General features: G+C 68.3%; 19 protein-coding genes, 2 pseudogenes and 1 riboswitch. Of the genes and pseudogenes, 9 read left to right on the top strand and 12 right to left on the bottom strand.

Annotated elements, in window-relative coordinates; genetic code table 11:
• Window positions 1–12 precede the first annotated feature (12 nt).
• The gene (locus BN2156_RS28240; protein ID WP_090517112.1) at window positions 13–978 is read right to left on the bottom strand and encodes an IS481 family transposase; all 966 of its coding nucleotides are present in this window, start codon (window positions 976–978) and stop codon (window positions 13–15) included.
• Between the two features lie 102 nt (window positions 979–1080).
• Window positions 1081–1473: pseudogene (locus BN2156_RS28235) on the bottom strand (YbfB/YjiJ family MFS transporter); the annotation flags it as partial.
• Between the two features lie 170 nt (window positions 1474–1643).
• Here BN2156_RS28235 and BN2156_RS28230 point away from each other — a divergent pair.
• Together BN2156_RS28230 and BN2156_RS28225 are read left to right on the top strand one after the other, a co-directional pair.
• Window positions 1644–1988: a cupin domain-containing protein gene (locus tag BN2156_RS28230; protein ID WP_090518231.1), complete on the top strand. Its 345-nt coding sequence runs from the start codon at window positions 1644–1646 to the stop codon at window positions 1986–1988.
• Window positions 1989–2076: 88 nt separating this feature from the next.
• The gene (locus BN2156_RS28225) at window positions 2077–3600 is read left to right on the top strand and encodes a cytochrome P450 (protein ID WP_090518230.1); all 1524 of its coding nucleotides are present in this window, start codon (window positions 2077–2079) and stop codon (window positions 3598–3600) included.
• Here BN2156_RS28225 and BN2156_RS28220 read toward each other — a convergent pair.
• Genes BN2156_RS28220 through BN2156_RS28210 form a run of 3 tightly spaced genes read right to left on the bottom strand, consistent with a single transcriptional unit; the run spans window position 3584 to window position 7864 of the window.
• Complete coding sequence (locus BN2156_RS28220) at window positions 3584–3931, bottom strand: VOC family protein (protein ID WP_090518229.1); 348 nt, start codon at window positions 3929–3931, stop codon at window positions 3584–3586. The genes BN2156_RS28225 and BN2156_RS28220 overlap by 17 nt on opposite strands.
• A complete protein-coding gene (locus BN2156_RS28215) occupies window positions 3928–5577 on the bottom strand; it encodes a DNA repair helicase XPB (RefSeq protein WP_090518228.1) in 1650 nt (549 codons plus the stop codon). The genes BN2156_RS28220 and BN2156_RS28215 overlap by 4 nt, the downstream gene beginning before the upstream one ends.
• A 58-nt stretch (window positions 5578–5635) precedes the next feature.
• The gene (locus BN2156_RS28210) at window positions 5636–7864 is read right to left on the bottom strand and encodes a helicase-associated domain-containing protein (protein WP_090518227.1); all 2229 of its coding nucleotides are present in this window, start codon (window positions 7862–7864) and stop codon (window positions 5636–5638) included.
• 58 nt (window positions 7865–7922) lie between these two features.
• On the opposite strand from BN2156_RS28210, the gene BN2156_RS28205 reads away from it, so the two are divergent.
• The 4 genes from BN2156_RS28205 to BN2156_RS28190 are packed head-to-tail and all read left to right on the top strand — an operon-like array spanning window position 7923 to window position 9503.
• Window positions 7923–8120, top strand: a complete 198-nt coding sequence (locus BN2156_RS28205) for a hypothetical protein (protein WP_090518226.1) — start codon at window positions 7923–7925, stop codon at window positions 8118–8120.
• A gap of 2 nt (window positions 8121–8122) precedes the next feature.
• Complete coding sequence (moaC, locus tag BN2156_RS28200) at window positions 8123–8596, top strand: cyclic pyranopterin monophosphate synthase MoaC (protein ID WP_090518225.1); 474 nt, start codon at window positions 8123–8125, stop codon at window positions 8594–8596.
• The gene (locus BN2156_RS28195) at window positions 8593–9072 is read left to right on the top strand and encodes a MogA/MoaB family molybdenum cofactor biosynthesis protein (RefSeq protein ID WP_162490990.1); all 480 of its coding nucleotides are present in this window, start codon (window positions 8593–8595) and stop codon (window positions 9070–9072) included. The genes moaC and BN2156_RS28195 overlap by 4 nt, the downstream gene beginning before the upstream one ends.
• The gene (locus BN2156_RS28190) at window positions 9069–9503 is read left to right on the top strand and encodes a molybdenum cofactor biosynthesis protein MoaE (RefSeq protein WP_090518223.1); all 435 of its coding nucleotides are present in this window, start codon (window positions 9069–9071) and stop codon (window positions 9501–9503) included. Before BN2156_RS28195 ends, BN2156_RS28190 begins: the two co-directional genes overlap by 4 nt.
• A 3-nt stretch (window positions 9504–9506) precedes the next feature.
• Here BN2156_RS28190 and BN2156_RS28185 read toward each other — a convergent pair whose 3' ends face one another.
• The 4 genes from BN2156_RS28185 to BN2156_RS28170 form a co-directional block, all read right to left on the bottom strand.
• On the bottom strand, window positions 9507–10280 hold the full coding sequence (locus tag BN2156_RS28185; RefSeq protein ID WP_090518222.1) for a transglycosylase family protein: 774 nt from the start codon (window positions 10278–10280) through the stop codon (window positions 9507–9509).
• 8 nt (window positions 10281–10288) lie between these two features.
• Window positions 10289–10473: riboswitch (cyclic di-AMP (ydaO/yuaA leader) on the bottom strand.
• A gap of 247 nt (window positions 10474–10720) precedes the next feature.
• Window positions 10721–10984 (bottom strand): MoaD/ThiS family protein, encoded by a 264-nt coding sequence (locus BN2156_RS28180; RefSeq protein ID WP_090518221.1) that lies wholly within the window; start codon window positions 10982–10984, stop codon window positions 10721–10723.
• On the bottom strand, window positions 10985–12061 hold the full coding sequence (moaA, locus tag BN2156_RS28175; RefSeq protein ID WP_090518220.1) for a GTP 3',8-cyclase MoaA: 1077 nt from the start codon (window positions 12059–12061) through the stop codon (window positions 10985–10987).
• A complete protein-coding gene (locus BN2156_RS28170; RefSeq protein WP_036392054.1) occupies window positions 12058–12450 on the bottom strand; it encodes a YccF domain-containing protein in 393 nt (130 codons plus the stop codon). The genes moaA and BN2156_RS28170 overlap by 4 nt, the downstream gene beginning before the upstream one ends.
• A gap of 163 nt (window positions 12451–12613) precedes the next feature.
• Between BN2156_RS28170 and BN2156_RS28165 the strand changes: the two genes are divergently transcribed.
• Both BN2156_RS28165 and BN2156_RS28160 read left to right on the top strand, forming a co-directional pair.
• Complete coding sequence (locus BN2156_RS28165; protein ID WP_090518219.1) at window positions 12614–13024, top strand: cold-shock protein; 411 nt, start codon at window positions 12614–12616, stop codon at window positions 13022–13024.
• An 85-nt stretch (window positions 13025–13109) separates the two neighbouring features.
• The gene (locus BN2156_RS28160) at window positions 13110–14150 is read left to right on the top strand and encodes a glutathione S-transferase family protein (RefSeq protein ID WP_090518218.1); all 1041 of its coding nucleotides are present in this window, start codon (window positions 13110–13112) and stop codon (window positions 14148–14150) included.
• Here BN2156_RS28160 and BN2156_RS28155 read toward each other — a convergent pair.
• Together BN2156_RS28155 and BN2156_RS28150 are read right to left on the bottom strand one after the other, a co-directional pair.
• Window positions 14147–14662 carry a DUF2771 domain-containing protein gene (locus tag BN2156_RS28155; RefSeq protein WP_090518217.1) on the bottom strand — a complete coding sequence of 172 codons (516 nt, stop codon included), beginning with the start codon at window positions 14660–14662 and terminating at the stop codon, window positions 14147–14149. The two genes, BN2156_RS28160 and BN2156_RS28155, sit on opposite strands and share 4 nt — an antisense overlap.
• Window positions 14659–16240 (bottom strand): annotated as a pseudogene (locus BN2156_RS28150) (MFS transporter). Before BN2156_RS28150 ends, BN2156_RS28155 begins: the two are co-directional and overlap by 4 nt.
• A gap of 141 nt (window positions 16241–16381) precedes the next feature.
• On the opposite strand from BN2156_RS28150, the gene BN2156_RS28145 reads away from it, so the two are divergent.
• Complete coding sequence (locus BN2156_RS28145) at window positions 16382–17176, top strand: DUF3027 domain-containing protein (protein ID WP_162490989.1); 795 nt, start codon at window positions 16382–16384, stop codon at window positions 17174–17176.
• 7 nt (window positions 17177–17183) lie between these two features.
• On the opposite strand, the gene BN2156_RS28140 is transcribed toward BN2156_RS28145, so the two are convergent.
• A complete protein-coding gene (locus tag BN2156_RS28140; protein WP_090518216.1) occupies window positions 17184–17636 on the bottom strand; it encodes an SRPBCC family protein in 453 nt (150 codons plus the stop codon).
• Between the last annotated feature and the right edge of the window lie 7 nt (window positions 17637–17643).

Here is a 17643-nt window from a genome sequence, read left to right as displayed (position 1 = left end):
AGGTGTACTGAGTCATGAGGTTGGTGTCAGTCGGCTGATCGGTGGGAGGCCGCCGAGTGCGCTGTGACGTCGTTGAGTGTTGTAGTCCTTGAGCCAGGGCGCAAGGGCTGCAGCGCGGTCGGCGTTGGAAGCGAACACACGCTTGTAGGCCCATTCGGTCTGCAAGGTCCGGTTGAGGCGCTCGACCTTGCCGTTCTGCCACGGGCAGTGCGGCTTGATGAACACTTGCCGTGCGCCCAGCTGCGCGCACACGTCGCGGATTGAGTGGCGGTAAGCCCAGGCGTTGTCGGTCATCACCGCTTCGATGACCTCGATTCCGTAGGAGCGGAAGTTCAGGGCCGCCCGACGTAAAAATGCCGCACAGGTCGGTCCTTTCTCGTCAGGCAAGATTTCGGAATAGGCAAGACGCGAATGGTCATCGACTAGCGAATGCACATAGTCGAATCCGCTTCCGTTCCTGCGACTTCGATTGCCGCCACCCTGTCGGCCGTGCGCCCGCCAACCGCCACCGTCGGGAATTCGTCCCAGTTTCTTGACGTCCATGTGGACCAGTTCGCCGGGGCGGAGTCGTTCGTAGCGCACGGCTGTGGCCTTCGAGGCGCGGATGACCTGCCCGGTCATCGGGTCCAGGTCGCGTAGATAGGGCATCTGACGGCGGTTGAGCACCCGCGACACTGTTCGTGGGCACACCCCCAACTTGGCGCTGATCTCGTCAGGGCCGCACTGGTGGCGTTTGCGCCATGCAACGATCTGGTTTTCCAGCCGGCGCGGAGTTCGGGCCGGCATCGAGTGCGGACGTGACGACCGGTCGGCCAGGCCGGCCTGGCCCTCGGCTTCAAACCGGCTGATCCAGGTATGCACGCACTTGCGTGACACCCCCATTGCCGCGGCGATATGAGCCTTGGGCCAGCCAGCTTGATAGCGGCGCACCATCAGCAGGCGACCATGAAACGTCGTGCGGGCATTACGGTGGGACACGAGAACCTCCGGCGGGAAATGGACCTAGACAATCCACACCTCACCCGGAGGTTCTCCTCACATCAAGCCAACACGCCTGCTACCAACGTCCTGTCCAAGTACAGCTAGGTGCGCGGGGTGCCCGTGCAGGTGCTCGAGCATGGTGTTGACGGCGATCACGAACACCAGGGCACTGGTGAATCCGGCCACCGTGCGCAGGACTGCCCATTCGAAAGTGTTCGTAGACAACGGCATCGCGGCCAGGCTGGCCGCCATGATCAGGAGGCACACGCGGCACGCCGTGACCGAGCGGGCCAGCCGCGGCCAGACCGAACCCGCCACCGCACCGGCGAGATAACCCACATAGTTCGCCGTGGCCAGGACCGCGGCATCGTGGGCGGTGAGACCGGCCTGCGCCGACATCAGCGGCAGGATCGGGGTGTAGACGAAGCGGCCGATCCCCATCGCCGACGCCAGTGCCGCCGCGGTTCTGGCGACGTGTCGGTGTGTGCGCATCGGCCCATCGTGCGGTGCGCCGATCCGGTATCGCCACGACCGAAAGGCTCTCAGCTGGAAGGTGGTGTCTCTCACCGGTCGGTGCTGTCCTGGGCCGCTCGGCGCAGGTTCGGGCGTAGCGTGGGAAATTGTTCACGGTTCATCAACCGGAGGTGGCACGATCTGTGGGTATGGAGAAGATCTCGCTCACCGCGATCGCCCGTCAGCAGTTGGCCTCAGCCCGCACGGCCAGCAGCGGACGCAGTGCGCATACGGTCTACGGCGGGCATGAGCACCAGCTGCGCCAGACGCTGATCGCGCTGACCGAGGGCACCGGGCTCGATGAGCACGAGAGCCCCGGTGAGGCCACGCTCCAGGTGATCGAGGGCAGGGTGAGACTGGCCAACTCCGAAGCCAGCTGGGAGGGTTCGCCCGGCGATCACATCGTGATCCCGCGCACCCGGCACAGCCTGCACGCGCTCGCGGACTCGGTGGTGCTGCTTACCGTCGTCAAGAGCATGGGGCCGCACACCTAGAGGTTGACGCTGGCTTTAACCCGGTACCGCCGGTACTGTATACCCCGAGTCCGGGCTGGCTGTCCGGCGCTCACGGGGAGGTGGCCGGATGAACGTGCCCAGCGCGCAAACTGCCAACAGCGCATGCCCAGTTCGCGGGACCGGGGCATTGCACCCACCGCGCTGGGCGCCGACGCCGGTGCGCTGGCAGCACACCGAGATCGGGTACCTCACATCGTGGTGGCTGGCCCTCAAGGCGATCCGGGCCGGCTACCGGCACACCATCTACGAGTACGCCACCGAACTGCCCGGCCAGGACGACATCGTCGTCGCCCGCACACCGCTGGCCAAGTTCGTGGTGGTCCGCAATCCCGATATCGCCCGTCACGTGCTGGTGTCCAATCAGGACAACTACGCCAAGAATGCCGAGTACGACCTGCTGGCGGTGGCGTTCGGGCGGGGTCTGGTCACCGACCTCAATGATGAACTGTGGCAACGTAACCGGCGTTTGGTCCAACCGATCTTCGCCAAGCGGCAGGTGGATGCCTTCGCGCCGCAGATGACCGAGGCCGGTATGGCCGCCGCCCGGCGCTGGGAGGCAAACCTGGCCGCCGGTCAGCCGGTGGACATCGCCGCCGAGATGAACTACGTGACCCTGGACATCATCGCCCGCACGATGTTCGGCATCGAGCTCGACGGCCGCCTCGCCGAGCAGATGCGCACCGACTTCGCCCGTCTGTTGACGCTTTTCGGCTACGGGTTCCTGCTCGGGGCGGCCCGGCCACTGCGCCGGATCGCCGAGCGGCTTTCGTCGCCGCGGTTCTCGATCAACGCGTTGCGGCGCGGCGCATGGGTGGTCGCACCCCGGGCTCGGCTCGGGCTGCGGCGCATCGAACGGTTCATCGACCAGCTCATCGCCGACCACCGCAGCGGCAAGATTCAGCGCACCGACAATCTGCTGGCCTTGTTGATTGCCGCCGAGGATCCCGAAACCGGTTACCGCTACCGCGATCTGGAGATCCGCGACGAGGTCATGACGTTCCTCGGTGCGGGCTTCGAAACCACCGCGGCAGCGCTGGCGTGGACCTGGTACCTGCTGTCGCAGAACCCGGATGCGCGCGATCGGCTCGGGCGTGAACTCGACGAGGTGCTCGGCGGTCGAGAACCCACCGCCGACGATGTCGAGAACCTGCCGTGGACACAGGCCGTGGTGGCCGAGGCGATGCGCGTCTACCCACCCATCATGGGTGTGGCCCGCGTCGCGAAATCCGATGACGTGCTGGGGGATTACCCGATCAAGGCCGGCACCAGCGTCGCCATTCTGACCCACAGCATGCACCACAACGAACGGGTGTGGGAGAACGCTGACACATACGATCCGGAGCGGTTCCTGAAGGAGAACCTCGACGGACCGCAGCGCCGTGCCCAGATGCCGTTCGGTGCGGGCCGGCGGATGTGCGTCGCCTCGGGGTTCGCCAGCTTCGAGGCCGCGTTGGTGATCGCCACTCTCGCACAGCGTTTCGAGCTCGACCTGGTGCCGGGTCAACGGCTACGCCGCGAGCTCACCTTCACCGGCGGTCCGGACGGAGAGTTGCTGATGACGGTGCGCAAGAGGTCTACCCGCGGTGGCTGAGCACGTTGACCACGTTGCCCGCCGCGTCTGCGAAGAAGAACCGCCGCACGCCCCACTCCTCGTCGCTCAGCGGATGCACGATCTCCAAGCCCGCCTCGACGGCGGCCGCGTACGCGGCGTCGACGTCGTCGACTTCGATCGAAACCGACGGATTCACCGGCGCTGTCGCATCTTTGGTCATCAGGCTCACCTGATGGCGGAGCTCGGTATCGGCCAGGGTGACGATCCAGCCGTGGTTCATCACCTCGGTCCGCCCGAGGGTCCCGGTGTATGCCTCGGCGACAGACAAGTCGGAAACCGTCAGCACGGGCATCACCCGCCGCACTGTCATATCGCCGGGCCCAGCAAGTCGTCGGCGTCCTTGATCACGTAGCCGTAGCCCTGCTCGGCCAGGAACCGTTGCCGGTGCGCGGCATACTCGGCATCCAGCGAATCGCGTGAGACCACCGAGTAGAACACCGCCCCACCGCCGCCGGCCTTGGGTCGCAGCAGCCGGCCCAGCCGCTGCGCCTCTTCCTGGCGGGAGCCGAAGGTGCCCGAAACCTGAACGGCCACAGATGCTTCCGGTAGGTCGATGGAGAAGTTCGCCACCTTGCTGACCACCAGGGTGGAGATCTCGCCGCGCCGGAACGCGTCGAACAGGGCCTCGCGTTCGGAGTTCTTCGTCGACCCCTGGATCACCGGGGCATTCAGTTCCTGGCCCAGCTCTTCCAGCTGATCCAGGTAGGCACCGATCACCAGGGTCGGTTCGCCCGGATGGCGGTCCAGGATCGAGCGGACCACCGCGATCTTGGTGTGCACCGTCGAGCACAGCTTGTAGCGTTCCTCGGGCTCGGAGGTGGCATAGAGCATCCGCTCGTTGTCGGTCATCGTCACCCGCACCTCGATGCACTCGGCGGGGGCGATCCAGCCCTGGGCCTCGATGTCCTTCCACGGCGCGTCGTAGCGCTTCGGCCCGATCAGTGAGAACACGTCGCCTTCGCGCCCATCCTCGCGGATCAGCGTCGCGGTCAGGCCCAGCCGGCGCCGGGACTGCAGATCGGCCGTCATCCGGAACACCGGGGCGGGCAGCAGGTGCACCTCGTCGTAGATGATCAGCCCCCAGTCGCGGCTGTCGAACAGCTCCAGATGCTTGTACTCGCCCTTGGTGCGGCGGGTGATCACCTGGTATGTGGCGATGGTGACCGGCCGGATCTCCTTCTTCTCACCCGAGTACTCGCCGATCTCGTCCTCGGTGAGTGAGGTGCGGGCCACCAGCTCGCGCTTCCACTGCCGCCCGGCCACGGTGTTGGTGACCAGGATCAGCGTCGTCGCGCCGGCCTTGGCCATCGCGGCCGCCCCGACCAGCGTCTTACCCGCACCACACGGCAGCACCACCACACCCGAGCCGCCCGCCCAGAACGAGTCTGCGGCCATCTCCTGGTAGTCGCGCAGCTGCCAGCCGTCCTGGGCCAGCTCGATCGGATGCGCCTCGCCGTCGACGTAGCCGGCCAGGTCCTCGGCCGGCCAGCCGATCTTGAGCAGCATCTGCTTGACCCGGCCGCGCTCGCTGTTGTGCACGATCACGGTGTCGTCGTCGATGCGCGCGCCCAGCATCGGGGCGATCTTCTTGTTGCGCAGGACCTCCTCGAGCACCGCGCGGTCCAGGCTCACCAGAGTCAACCCGTGCGCGGGGTGCTTGATCAGCTGTAGCCGACCGTAGCGGGCCATGGTGTCGACGATGTCGACCAGCAGCGGCTGCGGCACCGGGTAGCGCGAGAAGCTGACCAGCGCATCGACCACCTGCTCGGCGTCGTGGCCGGCCGCGCGGGCATTCCACAGCGCCAGCGGCGTGATGCGGTAGGTGTGCACGTGCTCGGGGGCACGTTCGAGCTCGGCGAACGGCGCGATGGCGGCGCGGGCCGCCCCGGCCTGCTCATGGTCGACCTCGAGCAGCACCGTCTTGTCGGACTGCACGATCAGCGGGCCGTCAGTCATGCGGGATCCATTTCACTCACGGCGGGAAAACTCATCCCGCCCATTATTCCGGTTCGCGCTAGTTGTCGGCCGAGACCACCGATGTCACGCGGTGGATCGCGAACTCGCGGACCCGGCCGGCTGCCGGATCGAACGCGGTCAGCTGACCGCCGCGCACGTTGATGGGGGAGACCACCCGCTGCGTGGCCACCCCGGCCGGGTCGACGTAGCCGATCACCACGGCGGTCTGGTTGATCGCGGCGTCCTGCAGCTGGGTGATGGCCATCGCCGGGTCCAGACGTACACCGGCGAACGGTCCCGAAGCCACCTTGCGCAGCACCGCGACGATCGCCCCGAGGGTCTGCGCGGTCGGCGGCGTGGGCGGGCGGTAGACCCGGCGGCGAGTCGGTGCGACGACGCGCGCGCCGCGGGCCCTGATGTCGACGACGGTGCCGGTGGAGTCCTCGGCGGCCGGCGCGAAACCGGCTTCGCGCAGCACGGTCAGCACATCGGCGATCGGTGCCTGAGACACCGCCACGGTTGGGGCCAGCAGCCGCAGCTCGAGGCGGTCGGCGCCCGGGGAGGCGATCGCCTGAGCCAGCAGGGCTGGATCCTCGCACCGCAGGAACGACGTGGCCATCCCGACCCGCAGCTGGCCGTGGCGGCGCGCGACGTCGTCGATGAGGTACGTCAAACCTTGCGGCACCGGTGTTTTCGAGTGTTTCTCGAACAGGGTGTGCAACTCGCTGGCGGTCCGACCGGCATCGAGCGCGCGCCGGATGGATGCCTCGCTGATCCGGTAGACCATGGCCGCGCCCGCCGATTCGACAGTGGCCACCTCGGCCAGGTGCTCGGCCAGGTCCCGCTCCAGCGGACCGGGCACGATCACCGTCAGGTCGGCCTGCAGCAGGAAGTGGTCGAGTGGTTTGGGCAGCGCCTTGTCCATCGCGGCCAGCACGTCTTCGTCGGGGTCGCCGGCCAGCAGCCCGCGGGCCGGCGTGCTGATCGCGCCGCGGCCCACCATGCCCAGGGCATGCGCTTCGGCGAGCAGTCCGCTGACGGTCGCCGGCTGCAGCCGCGCCGCCCAGCGCGGCCGCCGCCACATCATCGCCCGCGCCGGCGGCAGCTCGGCCAGCACGCTCAGCATCAGCCGCCGGTCCAGTGGGGCCGCGGTCGAGTACAGCGAATCCGACAGGGCGGCAAAGGGTTTGTTGTCCGGCCCGCGGCTGCCGATCAGGGCGGGCCGGGCCGGCAGGTCCAGCCAGGTTGCGGCCAGCAGGTGCCAGCGCACGGCGGTCGGGGATTCGATGAACCGGTCGGCGGCCACCGTCGGCGCCCAGTAGGGCCCCGTACCGTCGCCGGGGTCGGGGTCGGGCATGCCGGCGGCGATCAGTCCCGCGCCCGCGGCCAGTTCCAGCAGCAGCCCCAGGCGCGGTTCGTCGATGCCGGTGGTCTTGGCCAGCCGTTTGACGTCGCGCACCCCGAGCCCGCCGTTGCGTAGCTCGGGAACCGGTGTGCTGCCGAGGGTTTCGATGATCAGGTCGATCTCGCGCAGCAGGTCGATGGCCGCACCGGCGGCTACGGCGTCCACGTCGGCAGGCGTCGTCGACGTCGTCTGCAGTACCGGCTTGGTCAACTCCACCGGGCCGGGCGCCTCGCCGCGCATGACCTGGCCGACCACCCGCGGCAGGATCACCGTCTCGTCGTCGATCCGGCGCAGCAGCCCGGCCTCCACCAGGCGCGGCACCGGCCGGTCCGGTGGGGTGTCCGGCGCCGCGTCGCGGGTGCGGCCCATGGGCGAGCCCTCCAGCAGCCGGGCCAGCAGGTCGCTCTGCGCCTCGTCGAGGCTGTCGAGGAGCGCGGCGATCTCCCCGGCGCTGCGGTCGGACACCTCCACTGACGCCTGGCCGACGAACCACGGCAGGCCGGCGGCCGCCTCGGGCGCCAGCCGGACGGTGGCCTCGCCCCACACCAGGGCCCGCTCGCGCAGATCCTCGAGCGCAGCGGTCACCTCATCGGCGCCGACGCGCTCGCCCAGCAGATCGCTGACCGCCGAAACGGGGACGGCGTGGGTGTCGGCGTGCAGGACCAGCAGCGCATCCAGGACGGCCAGCCGCAGGAAGTCCAGGGAATCGGTGGCAGCCTTCACCGACTGCCGTGAGGTGGCGCGCGCGGCAAGCGCGGCGATCGTTCCGGGTGGCGGCTGGCTCAGGTCGGGCCGCAGTTCCAGCAGGCGGATCAGGCCCAAGTCGTCGAGGTCGGACAGCCAGGCACCCAGCGGGATTCCGGGAGTCTGTGCGGCGGTCATATCCTGACCAGCGTAAAGCAGCCCGCCGGTCTCGCCACCGGATGAGGAGCCTGCCACAATGTGGGGCGTGGCTGACAAGAAGAAGAACCATTACGTCGACAACGGCTGGCCCGTGCTCTCCGACGGCGATGATCACGCCGTAAGCGAGCTCGCCACCGACCGCACCGGCGCACTGTCACCGTTCGGCGATGTGACCTTTCCATTGCCGGCCGACGAGCTGCCCTTCATCCAGTCGGTCACTGTCGTCAACAGGTAACGGTGGGACTGTCGCATCTCGACGAGTCCGGCGCGGCGCACATGGTCGACGTCTCGGCCAAGGACGTCACCAAGCGCACCGCGGTGGCCGTGGGCACCTTGCACACGCGCCCGGATGTGGTGGCCCTGATCGCCTCGGGCGGGCTGCCCAAGGGTGATGCCCTGGCCACCGCACGGGTGGCCGGGATCATGGCCGCCAAGCGGACTCCCGAGCTGATTCCGCTGTGCCATCAGTTGGCCCTGACGGGCGTCGACGTGGATTTCGACGCCCGCGAGGCCGCGGTGGCCATCACCGCCACCGTGCGCAGCACCGACCGCACCGGGGTGGAGATGGAAGCCCTGACCGCGGTGAGCGTCGCCGCGCTGACGCTGTACGACATGATCAAGGCCGTCGACCCCGCCGCGCGCATCGACGACATCAAGGTGTTGCGCAAAGAAGGCGGTAAAACGGGATTGTGGGAAAGAACTACTCAGTGACGCGTTCGGCGCGGGTCATCATCGCCTCCACCCGTGCCGCAGCCGGGGTGTACGACGACCGGACCGGCCCTCTCATCGTCGGCTGGCTTTCCGATCGCGGTTACGACGTCACCGAGCAGATGGTGGTCGCCGACGGGCACGCCGTCGCCGACGCCCTGCGGGCCGCCCTGTCCGAGCGCGTCGACCTGATCATCACCTCCGGCGGTACCGGCATCTCACCCACGGATGCCACGCCGGAATCCACCATGTCGGTACTCGACTATCAGATCCCCGGGTTGGCCGACGCGATCCGGCGGGCCGGCGTGCACAAGGTGCCCACCGCGGTGCTCTCGCGCGGCGTCTGCGGTGTCGCCGGGCGAACGCTGATCATCAACCTCCCCGGGTCGCCGGGCGGAGTCAAGGACGGGCTGGGTGTGCTGGCCGGAGTGCTGGAGCACGCGTTGGACCAGCTCAGCGGGAAGGACCATGTCCGATGAGCACCAGCGCATCTGTTCTGCGTGTCGAGCTGACCGAAACCCCGATCTCGCTGACCGAGTACGAGGCGCTGGTGGCCCATGAGGCGGCCGGAGCGGTGGTGGGGTTCTCCGGGGTGGTGCGTGATCACGACGCCGGGCGTTCGGTCACCCGGCTCGACTACTCCGCGCATCCCAATGCGCTTCAGACCTTGCAAGAGGTGGCCACAGAGGTCGCCGCACAGGCCACCGGCGTCCGCGCCATCGCGGTCAGCCACCGCATCGGAACCCTGCAGATAGGAGACGCCGCCCTGGTGGCCGCTGTGGCAGCGGACCATCGCAGGGCGGCGTTCGAAACCTGTGCCCGTCTCGTCGACACCGTCAAAGAGCGGCTACCGGTGTGGAAGCACCAGTACTTCTCCGACGGCACCGACGAGTGGGTCGGTTCGGCCTGAAACTCAGCCGATGACGACGTTGCCGTCGAGGCCCTGGTTCTCGATGGCCTGCTGGATCTGATCGACGTAGTTGACCGGCTGCACGGGGGCAGGCGCCGCTTCGGGTGCCGGAGCGGGGGCCTCCGGGGCGGGCACCTGCAGTGCGGCGTCGGTGATCGGGGCGGCCTCAGGGGCGGGCGCCAGTGCGGCGTCCATCGGGGCGGCCTCAGGCGCCGGGGCCGGGGCCTCGGGGGCCGGCGGCAGGTTCTCCGGGGCGGGCGGCAGAGCTTCGGGGGCCGGCAGCGGGGCGTCCATCGGAGCGGCCTCGGGGGCCGGGGCCGGAGCTTCGGGCGGGGGCGGCAGTTCACCGTTGACCGCGGGGGCGTCCAGCGGGGCCGGAGCGGGCTCGGCGACCACGTTGCGCGGGGTGGCGCCCGAGAGGCCGCGGCCGCAGGTGGGCCAAGCGCCCTTGCCCTGGCTGGCCAGCACGCGCTCGGCGACGGCGATCTGCTCTTCCTTGGTGGCCAGGTAGGCGTTGGGTGCGTACTCACCGCCGCCGTGGGAGGACCACGTGCTGGGGGAGAACTGCAGGCCGCCGTGGTAGCCGTTGCCGGTGTTGATCGCCCAGTTACCGCCGGACTCGCAACGAGCCACGGTGTCCCACTCGCCGTCGGTGGCGGCCATGGCCTGACCGGCCAGGGCGAGGCCGCTTCCACCGAGCACAGCGCCGGTGAAGGCGATCTTGGCGACATTCTTTGCTGAAGACGAGGAAGCGGGCTTGCGATGCCGTCCACTCATAAGCGTGAAGGTCCTCTCGTAGGCGCCCACGAGGTCAGCTGTCGGGTTCGGGTGGGAGAGGTCACCCGGCCGGCGTCGTCGAAACGGCGACGGCTTCACCCCAAGGGGCCGCAAGCGGCTCCTGGTCCTGAAATAAATCGGTGGACCGGTTGGGTCCCCCGCCTCCATCCTTGTTGTTCGTCGTAACCCCCGCCCGGTGGATGGAGCTCGGCGCTACCGGTCTGGGGTGGGTCAACTGATTAGGGTCCGTTGACTTGGGAATGAACGGTAACGGCTCCCCGCTATCCCGTCACCTTTAGCGGCCTCGGGCGTTTTGGCTCGGAGCAAACTCTAAAAGTTGTTTAAAGGTGCAGGTTATTTTTGCGTTGTCGCAGGTGGATGCGTCGCTCCACCGCGCTGTAGCCAGCTCGTGACCATTTCGTTATGTGATGCAAATCACGTTAGCCGCCGGCGAATGGCGGTAACACATCCAGGGTTTGAGACGTTGACACCGGCTTGCCCAGATCTCGGACCGCAACGCCGTCCAACAGGTATGAGCAGCGCTTTAACACTCGAGCGAGTTCGGTGTCGCGACCGCTGAGGTGCTCGACGAGCGTCGCGATCGTGGAATCCTTTGCCAAATCTAACGTTTCCGTATCAACTCCGGCCGCGGCGGCCGCAGCAGCGAAATAACGGACCGTCACGGCCACGGTGTGCTCTGCCATCTAGCCGCCGATCGCGCTCATCGGCCGCACGGGCTGAACGAAATCCGGGTCGTTGATGCCGTGCCCCGCGGGCTTGGCCCACATCGCAGCCCGCCAGGCCGCCTCGATCGCGGCGTCGTCGGCGCCGCCGCGCAGCAGCGCGCGCAGATCGCTCTCCTCGGTGGAGAACAGGCAGCTGCGGATCTGGCCGTCGGCGGTCAATCGGGTGCGGTCGCAGGCGGAGCAGAAGGCGTGCGTCACCGAGGCGATCACGCCGACGCTGCCTGCCGGATGTTCGGCGCTCGCGGCGACCTGCCACAGCTCGGCCGGGGCCGACCCGCGCGGCTTCGGATCGGCCCGCAGATCGAAGTGACGGCGCAGCGTGGTCAGGATGGCCTCGGCATCGATCACCGTGCCGCGCTGCCAGGTGTGCCCGGCGTCCAGCGGCATCTGCTCGATGATCCGCAGCTGATATCCGTGATCCAGGCAGTAGCCCAGCAGGTCCACCACGTCGTCGAGACCCGAGACCGGGTCGAGTACCGCGTTGACCTTCACCGGTTGCAGCCCGGCCGCCTTGGCGGCCGCCAGGCCGTCGAGCACGTCGGCCAACCGGTCCCGGCGGGTGATGCGGGCGAAGTGTGCGGCGTCGACGCTGTCCAGTGACACGTTGATCCGGTCCAGCCCGGCCTGTTTGAGGCCCGCGGCTCGTCGGTCCAGCCCGATGCCGTTGGTGGTCAGCGTGATCTCCGGTCGCGGCTGCAGCGATGCCGCGGCTGCCACCACCTCCTCGAGGTGGCGGGTGACCAGCGGCTCGCCACCGGTGAACCGCACGCTCGTGATGCCGAGCCGGGTGACGGCGATGCGCAACAGCCGGCTCAGTTCGGCGGCGCTCAACAGCGCCTCGCCGGGCAGCCAGTCCAGCCCCTCGGCGGGCATGCAGTAGGTGCATCGCAGATTGCACTTGTCGGTCAGCGACACCCGCAGGTCGGTGGCGACCCGGCCGTAGGTGTCCACCAGCGGGCCACTCGTCGGGGCCGGCTCCAGGGGCGCCCCGCCGGACCGGTTCACGGTGGGCAATCCGAGCGAGGTCAGCGTCATGCCGCGGCCTTCAGCGAGTCGACCGGGACGATCTCCTTGCCCAGCGGCACCAGTGAGACCGGGATCATCTTGAGATCGGCCAGCGCCAAGGGGATTCCGATGATGGTGACGGCCATCGCCGCCGCGCTGACCAGGTGGCCGATGGCCAGCCAGATGCCGAACAGCAGCACCCAGATGATGTTGCCGATCAGCGCCCCGGGGCGGGTACCGGGCTTGTCCACGATCGTGCGGCCGAACGGCCACAGCGCATACGAGGCGATGCGCAGCGAGGCGAACCCGAACGGGATGGTGATGATCAGGACGAAGCAGATCAACGCGGCCAGCAGATATCCCAGCGCCAGCCACAGGCCGCCGAAGATCAACCAGATGATGTTCAGGATCACTCGCATTACCGGCGCATCTCTCTTCCAGAGGTGGTTCCAAGCGTACCGAGTAATAGGGGTGAAGCACCCAGCCAGGCCCGAGTAAGATCGCTGCATCGCGTCCCGGCGCTGACGGGGCGCGAACTTTATGTGTGTACGTAGTTCTGACAAGACGAGCGGGTGAGTAGCAGTGCCGACCGGCAAGGTGAAGTGGTACGACGCCGAAAAGGGCTTCGGCTTCCTGTCCCAGGAGGACGGTGAGGACGTCTATGTGCGGTCCTCGGCGTTGCCCGCGGGTGTCGAAGGCCTCAAGGCCGGTCAACGTGTGGAGTTCGGCGTGGCCGCGGGTCGGCGTGGCCCGCAGGCGTTGAGCCTCAAGCTGATCGATCCGCCGCCGAGCCTGAGCCGGTCCCGGCGCGAGGCCGAGCGTCCCGAGCACAAGCACACTCCCGATGAGCTGCACGGCATGGTTTCGGACATGATCACGCTGCTCGAGGACATCGTGCAGCCGGAGCTGCGCAAGGGGCGCTACCCCGACCGCAAGGTCGCGCGCCGGGTGTCCGAGGTGGTCAAGGCCGTCGCACGGGAGCTCGACGCCTAGTACCCGCGTGCCGAACGTCGACTTGTGTTCGAAGATCCGTTGATTTATCGAACACAAGTCAACTCTCGACGGGGAGACTGGGGATATGACCCAGGGCTCTTACGTCGCGACCGGCAGCGGTGAGTTCAACCGCGACACCAACTACATCACCACCCGGATCACTTCGCGCACGCGAGGAGCAGAGGATGGTGGAGGTGGGCGCCAATTTCCCGTCGAGCCGGGCCGGTACCGGCTGATCGTGGCGCGGGCCTGTCCGTGGGCCAACCGCACGATCATCGTGCGACGCCTGCTGGGCTTGGAAAGAGTTCTGTCCATTGGCTTCTGCGGTCCGACGCACGATGCGCGCAGTTGGACGTTCGACCTCGATCCCGGTGGTGTCGATCCGGTGCTGGGTATCCCGCGGTTGCAGGACGCGTACTTCAAGCGTGACCCCGACTATCCGAAGGGCATCACCGTGCCCGCGATCGTCGAGGTCGCCACGGGGGCGGTGGTCACCAACGACTTCGCCCAGATGACGCTGGACTTCTCCACCGAGTGGACTGAGTATCACCGCGAGGGCGCCCCGCAGCTGTACCCCGAGCCGTTGCGTGCCGAGATCGATGAGGTGGCCCGCCGCGTCTACACCGAGGTCAACAACGGTGTGTACCGGTGCGGCTTCGCCGGCTCACAGGAGGCCTACGACGCCGCCTACGACCGGTTGTTCACTGCGCTGGACTGGTTGACCGAGCGGTTGAGCACCCAGCGTTATCTGGTGGGCGACACCATCACCGAAGCCGATGTCCGGCTGTTCACCACGCTGGCCCGGTTCGACCCGGTGTATCACGGGCATTTCAAGTGCAACCGGTCCAAGCTGGCCGAGATGGACGTGCTGTGGGCGTACGCACGGGATCTGTTCCAGACACCCGGCTTCGGCGACACCATCGATTTCGTCCAGATCAAGCAGCACTATTACATCGTGCATTCGGACATCAATCCGACGCAGATCGTGCCGAAGGGCCCGGACCTGGCCAACTGGCTGACGCCGCACGGCCGGGAATCCCTGGGCGGCAGGCCTTTCGGTGACGGCACCCCGCCGGGGCCGACGCCCGAGGGGGAACGGGTCCCGGCCGGGCACTCAGCGGGTTAGCGCGGGTCTGCCTGCTCGTCGCGGTCCGGCCAGACCGTGCTGACCGACCATTCGGCGTGCGGCAGGGCGAACTCCTCGCCGTTCTGATCCTGTACGAGCGTCAGCATCTGGACCGCCAGCCCGGTGAGCCGGCCCCGGTTGGGATCGACCGTGGGGATGGTGACGGCCAGCGTGGTCTTGGGTGCGTAGTACGTGACCGTCGTGTCGATCGGGTTCTCGTAGACCCGCAGCAGGCGCCATGGCGCCCGCGCGACCGCGCTGGACACCGAGAGCTGGACCGGGCTTTCCTCGGTGACGCGAAGCTCGCCCGTCTCGCCTGATTCCTCGCAGTCGTCGAGGTTGAGCACCTCGCAGTACTGGAACGGGCCGATCCGCACCGAGTGTCCGTGCGAGTACGCACTGATCTCGGGCAGCTTGTCACCGTGTGCACTGTGCAGCCGCCAGACCCCGACCGTGGTGCCGGCGATCGCCAGCACGACCACGGCCGCAAGGACCGCCAGGGCACGCTTCATCGGGACTCCCACTGTGGTGTCGTCGGGGCTGCCGCGGCACGGTTGCCGCCTTCTCGTGCGGCGTGGACCGGGCGGTTACCGCCGAGGCCGGGGATCAGTGATTCGCCGCGATAACTCACTATGGTCTGCGCCAGGCCCAAGATCAGCACGGCCGTGATCGTAGTGAACCCCACTGTGAGGTCTGTGTAGATCAGCACCCCGGTGGCGCCGCCGGCCACCCAGGCCAGCTGCAGCACCGATTCGGACCGGCCGAACGCCGATGCCCGCGAGGCTTCGGGCAGATCGTCCTGCAGGGACGCGTCCAGCGAGGCCTTGGCGATGGCGCTGGCGGCGGAGGTGACGAGGGTCGCCCCGGCGGCCACCAGCAGGTTCCCGGTCAGCGCGGTGGCCAGGGCGACGGCGGTGACCGCGGCGGCGGCCCGCACCACCAGTTGCGGCGATGTTGCCGCCGAAGTTGCCGATGCCGGCCGCGGCCCCGATCAGCCCGAGGATCAGCAGCTGCTCCCAGCCGCTGGCGTCGTGCGACTTGGCGACGAACGCGGGGTAAAGGAACAGGAATCCGACCATCACCTTGATGGTGCAGTTGCCCCACAGCGCGGTGATGGTGTTGCGGCCCAACGGCTGCCGTTCGGCCTTTGGCTTGCCGGGGTGACGGCGCATCTCGTGGCCGCCGTCGGACTGGCCGTGGTAGCTCAACGTGGTGGGCACCTCGCCCTCGGTGACCTCGACCCACTTGGGGATCCGCATGGCCAGCACCGCGCCGGCGACGCTGACCGCGACGACCACGTACAGCGCCCCGGGCAGCTGCGCCACGTTGAACAGGTATTCGGCGCCCGCGGCGATTCCGCCGCCGACCACGGTGCCGCCGAGCAGGCCGAAGGTGGTCAGCCGGGAGTTCACCCGGACCAGGTCGATGGACGGCGGCAGCACGCGCGGGGTGACCGCGCTGCGCAGCACCGAGAACGATTTGGACAGCACCATCATGCCGAGCGCGCAAGGGTAGAGCACCCACGACGGATAGCTTCCGGTTGCGCCGTCGTAGTTGGCGATCAACACCACGATCAGCACGGTGCGCAACGCGAACGAGGCGGCCAGCGCCATCCGGCGGCCGTGCTGCAGGCGGTCGAGCGCGGGGCCGATCAGTGGTGCGATCACCGCGAACGGCGCGATGGTGATCAGCAGGTACAGCGCGACCTTGCTCTTTGACTCACCGCTGGCCGCGGCGAAGAACAGCGTGTTGGCCAGCGCGACGGCCATGGCCGCGTCGACGGCGAAGTTCGCCACCACGGGCCAGGTCAGTGCGGTCAGACCGGATTTGTCGGCGCCGTCGGCGGTGGCGGCGCGGTGGACGAATCCGTACATCCGCGAGCCCATTTCGCGGCTGCGCGCCGCGGCGGCCCGAGTGACGGTGACCCTTTCGCCGGCCGCTGAGCCGACCCCGTGAGAGCGGGGCGCGTCCTGCGGGGCCGAGTACGCGGCGGTGTGTTGCTCATCGAGCGGCGGCAGCCAGCGGTTGGAGCTGGGCACCGATTGCCTGCGTGGCCGGCGCGGCGTCTCGTCGCTGGGGTAGTTGGCCATTCCGGGATGTTCCGCACCGTCATCGGCCGGCGGCCGCGGCGGGTAGTAGGTCACCCCACGATTCTCTCTTATGCGGCGCGTGGACGGCCGACAGGCGACCGGTGTGGCCCGCGGTTGCCCCGATCAGGCACTATGGAGGCGATGGAAAGCGTGACCGAATCTGCTGAGCAGACTCCCGACTCAGACGCGACGCCCGCCCCCGAGGCGCCGTCGCCGGAGCAGGAGGCCGTGCTTCTGGGTGCCGCCGAGCAGGCCCGGGCGGCGTTGATCGAGTTCAGCGGCGAGAGCGCGGTGGGCGAATACCTCGGCGCGAGCATCGAGGATGCCGCCTCGGCCACGCACCGGTTCCTGGCCGATCTGCCCGGTTACCGCGGGTGGCAGTGGGCTGTCGTGGTGGCGGCCTACCCGGGCGCCGACCACGCGACGATCAGCGAGCTGGTCCTCGTTCCCGGCCCGACGGCGCTGCTGGCGCCGCAGTGGGTGCCGTGGCAGGAGCGGATCCGGCCCGGCGATCTCGGGCCGGGCGATCTGCTGGCGCCGCCGCCGAACGATCCGCGTCTGGTTCCGGGGTACGTGGCCACCGGCGATCCGCTGATCGACGACGCCCCCCTCGACCTCGGCTTCGGCCGGCGTCAGGTGCTCAGTGAGTGGGGCCGGGCACAGGCGGCGCAGCGTTGGCACGATGGCGATTACGGGCCGGGTTCGGCGATGGCCCGCTCGACGCGCCGGGTCTGCCGCGATTGTGGTTTCTACCTGCCGCTCGGCGGCGCACTGGGCACGATGTTCGGTGTGTGCGCCAATGACCTGTCGGCCGACGGGCATGTGGTGGAGGCCGAGTACGGCTGCGGGGCCCATTCGGACACCCCGCAACCGCCGGGCACCGGGTCGCCGATGTACGAGCCGTACGACGACGGTGTGCTCGATCTCGCCGAGTGAGCGTCGCTCAATTCTCGGCGGCGGCCTTGATCCGCGCCAGCGAGGCATTCATCCCGTCGACGAGTTCATCCTCGAAGCTGGGCACTCCGCCGAACAATGCGCCGACCAGAGCGTTGGACACCGCCGTGGTGCCGTTCTCGGCGTGCCGGGATTCGGTCACCCGGGTGCCGGTCGCGGTCGGTTCCAGCTCGTAGCTCCAGATGGTGTTGTTGCCTTCCACCAGGAATGCCAGCCTCTTGTTGTCGACGACCTCGGTGATGCGTGACGTGGTGGGCCAGAAAACGAACTTGCGGCGGTTGAGGTTGAAGGTGCGGGTTCCCGGGCGCAGCGGGCCGAGGGTCTTCATGAACCGGCACTGCGGGCTCCACTGCGGCATCCGGCTCAGGTCCGAGATCAGCCCCCATACTTTCTCGACCGGTGCGTCGATGTCGATGCTGGCTTGCAGCAGTGGTGCGGCCATGGTGTCT

The sequence above is a fragment of the Mycolicibacterium neworleansense genome, from assembly GCF_001245615.1.
Classification (GTDB): Bacteria; Actinomycetota; Actinomycetes; order Mycobacteriales; family Mycobacteriaceae; genus Mycobacterium; species Mycobacterium neworleansense.
Note: the sequence above shows the minus strand (reverse complement) of the source record. Positions and strands in the feature narration are given on the sequence as shown.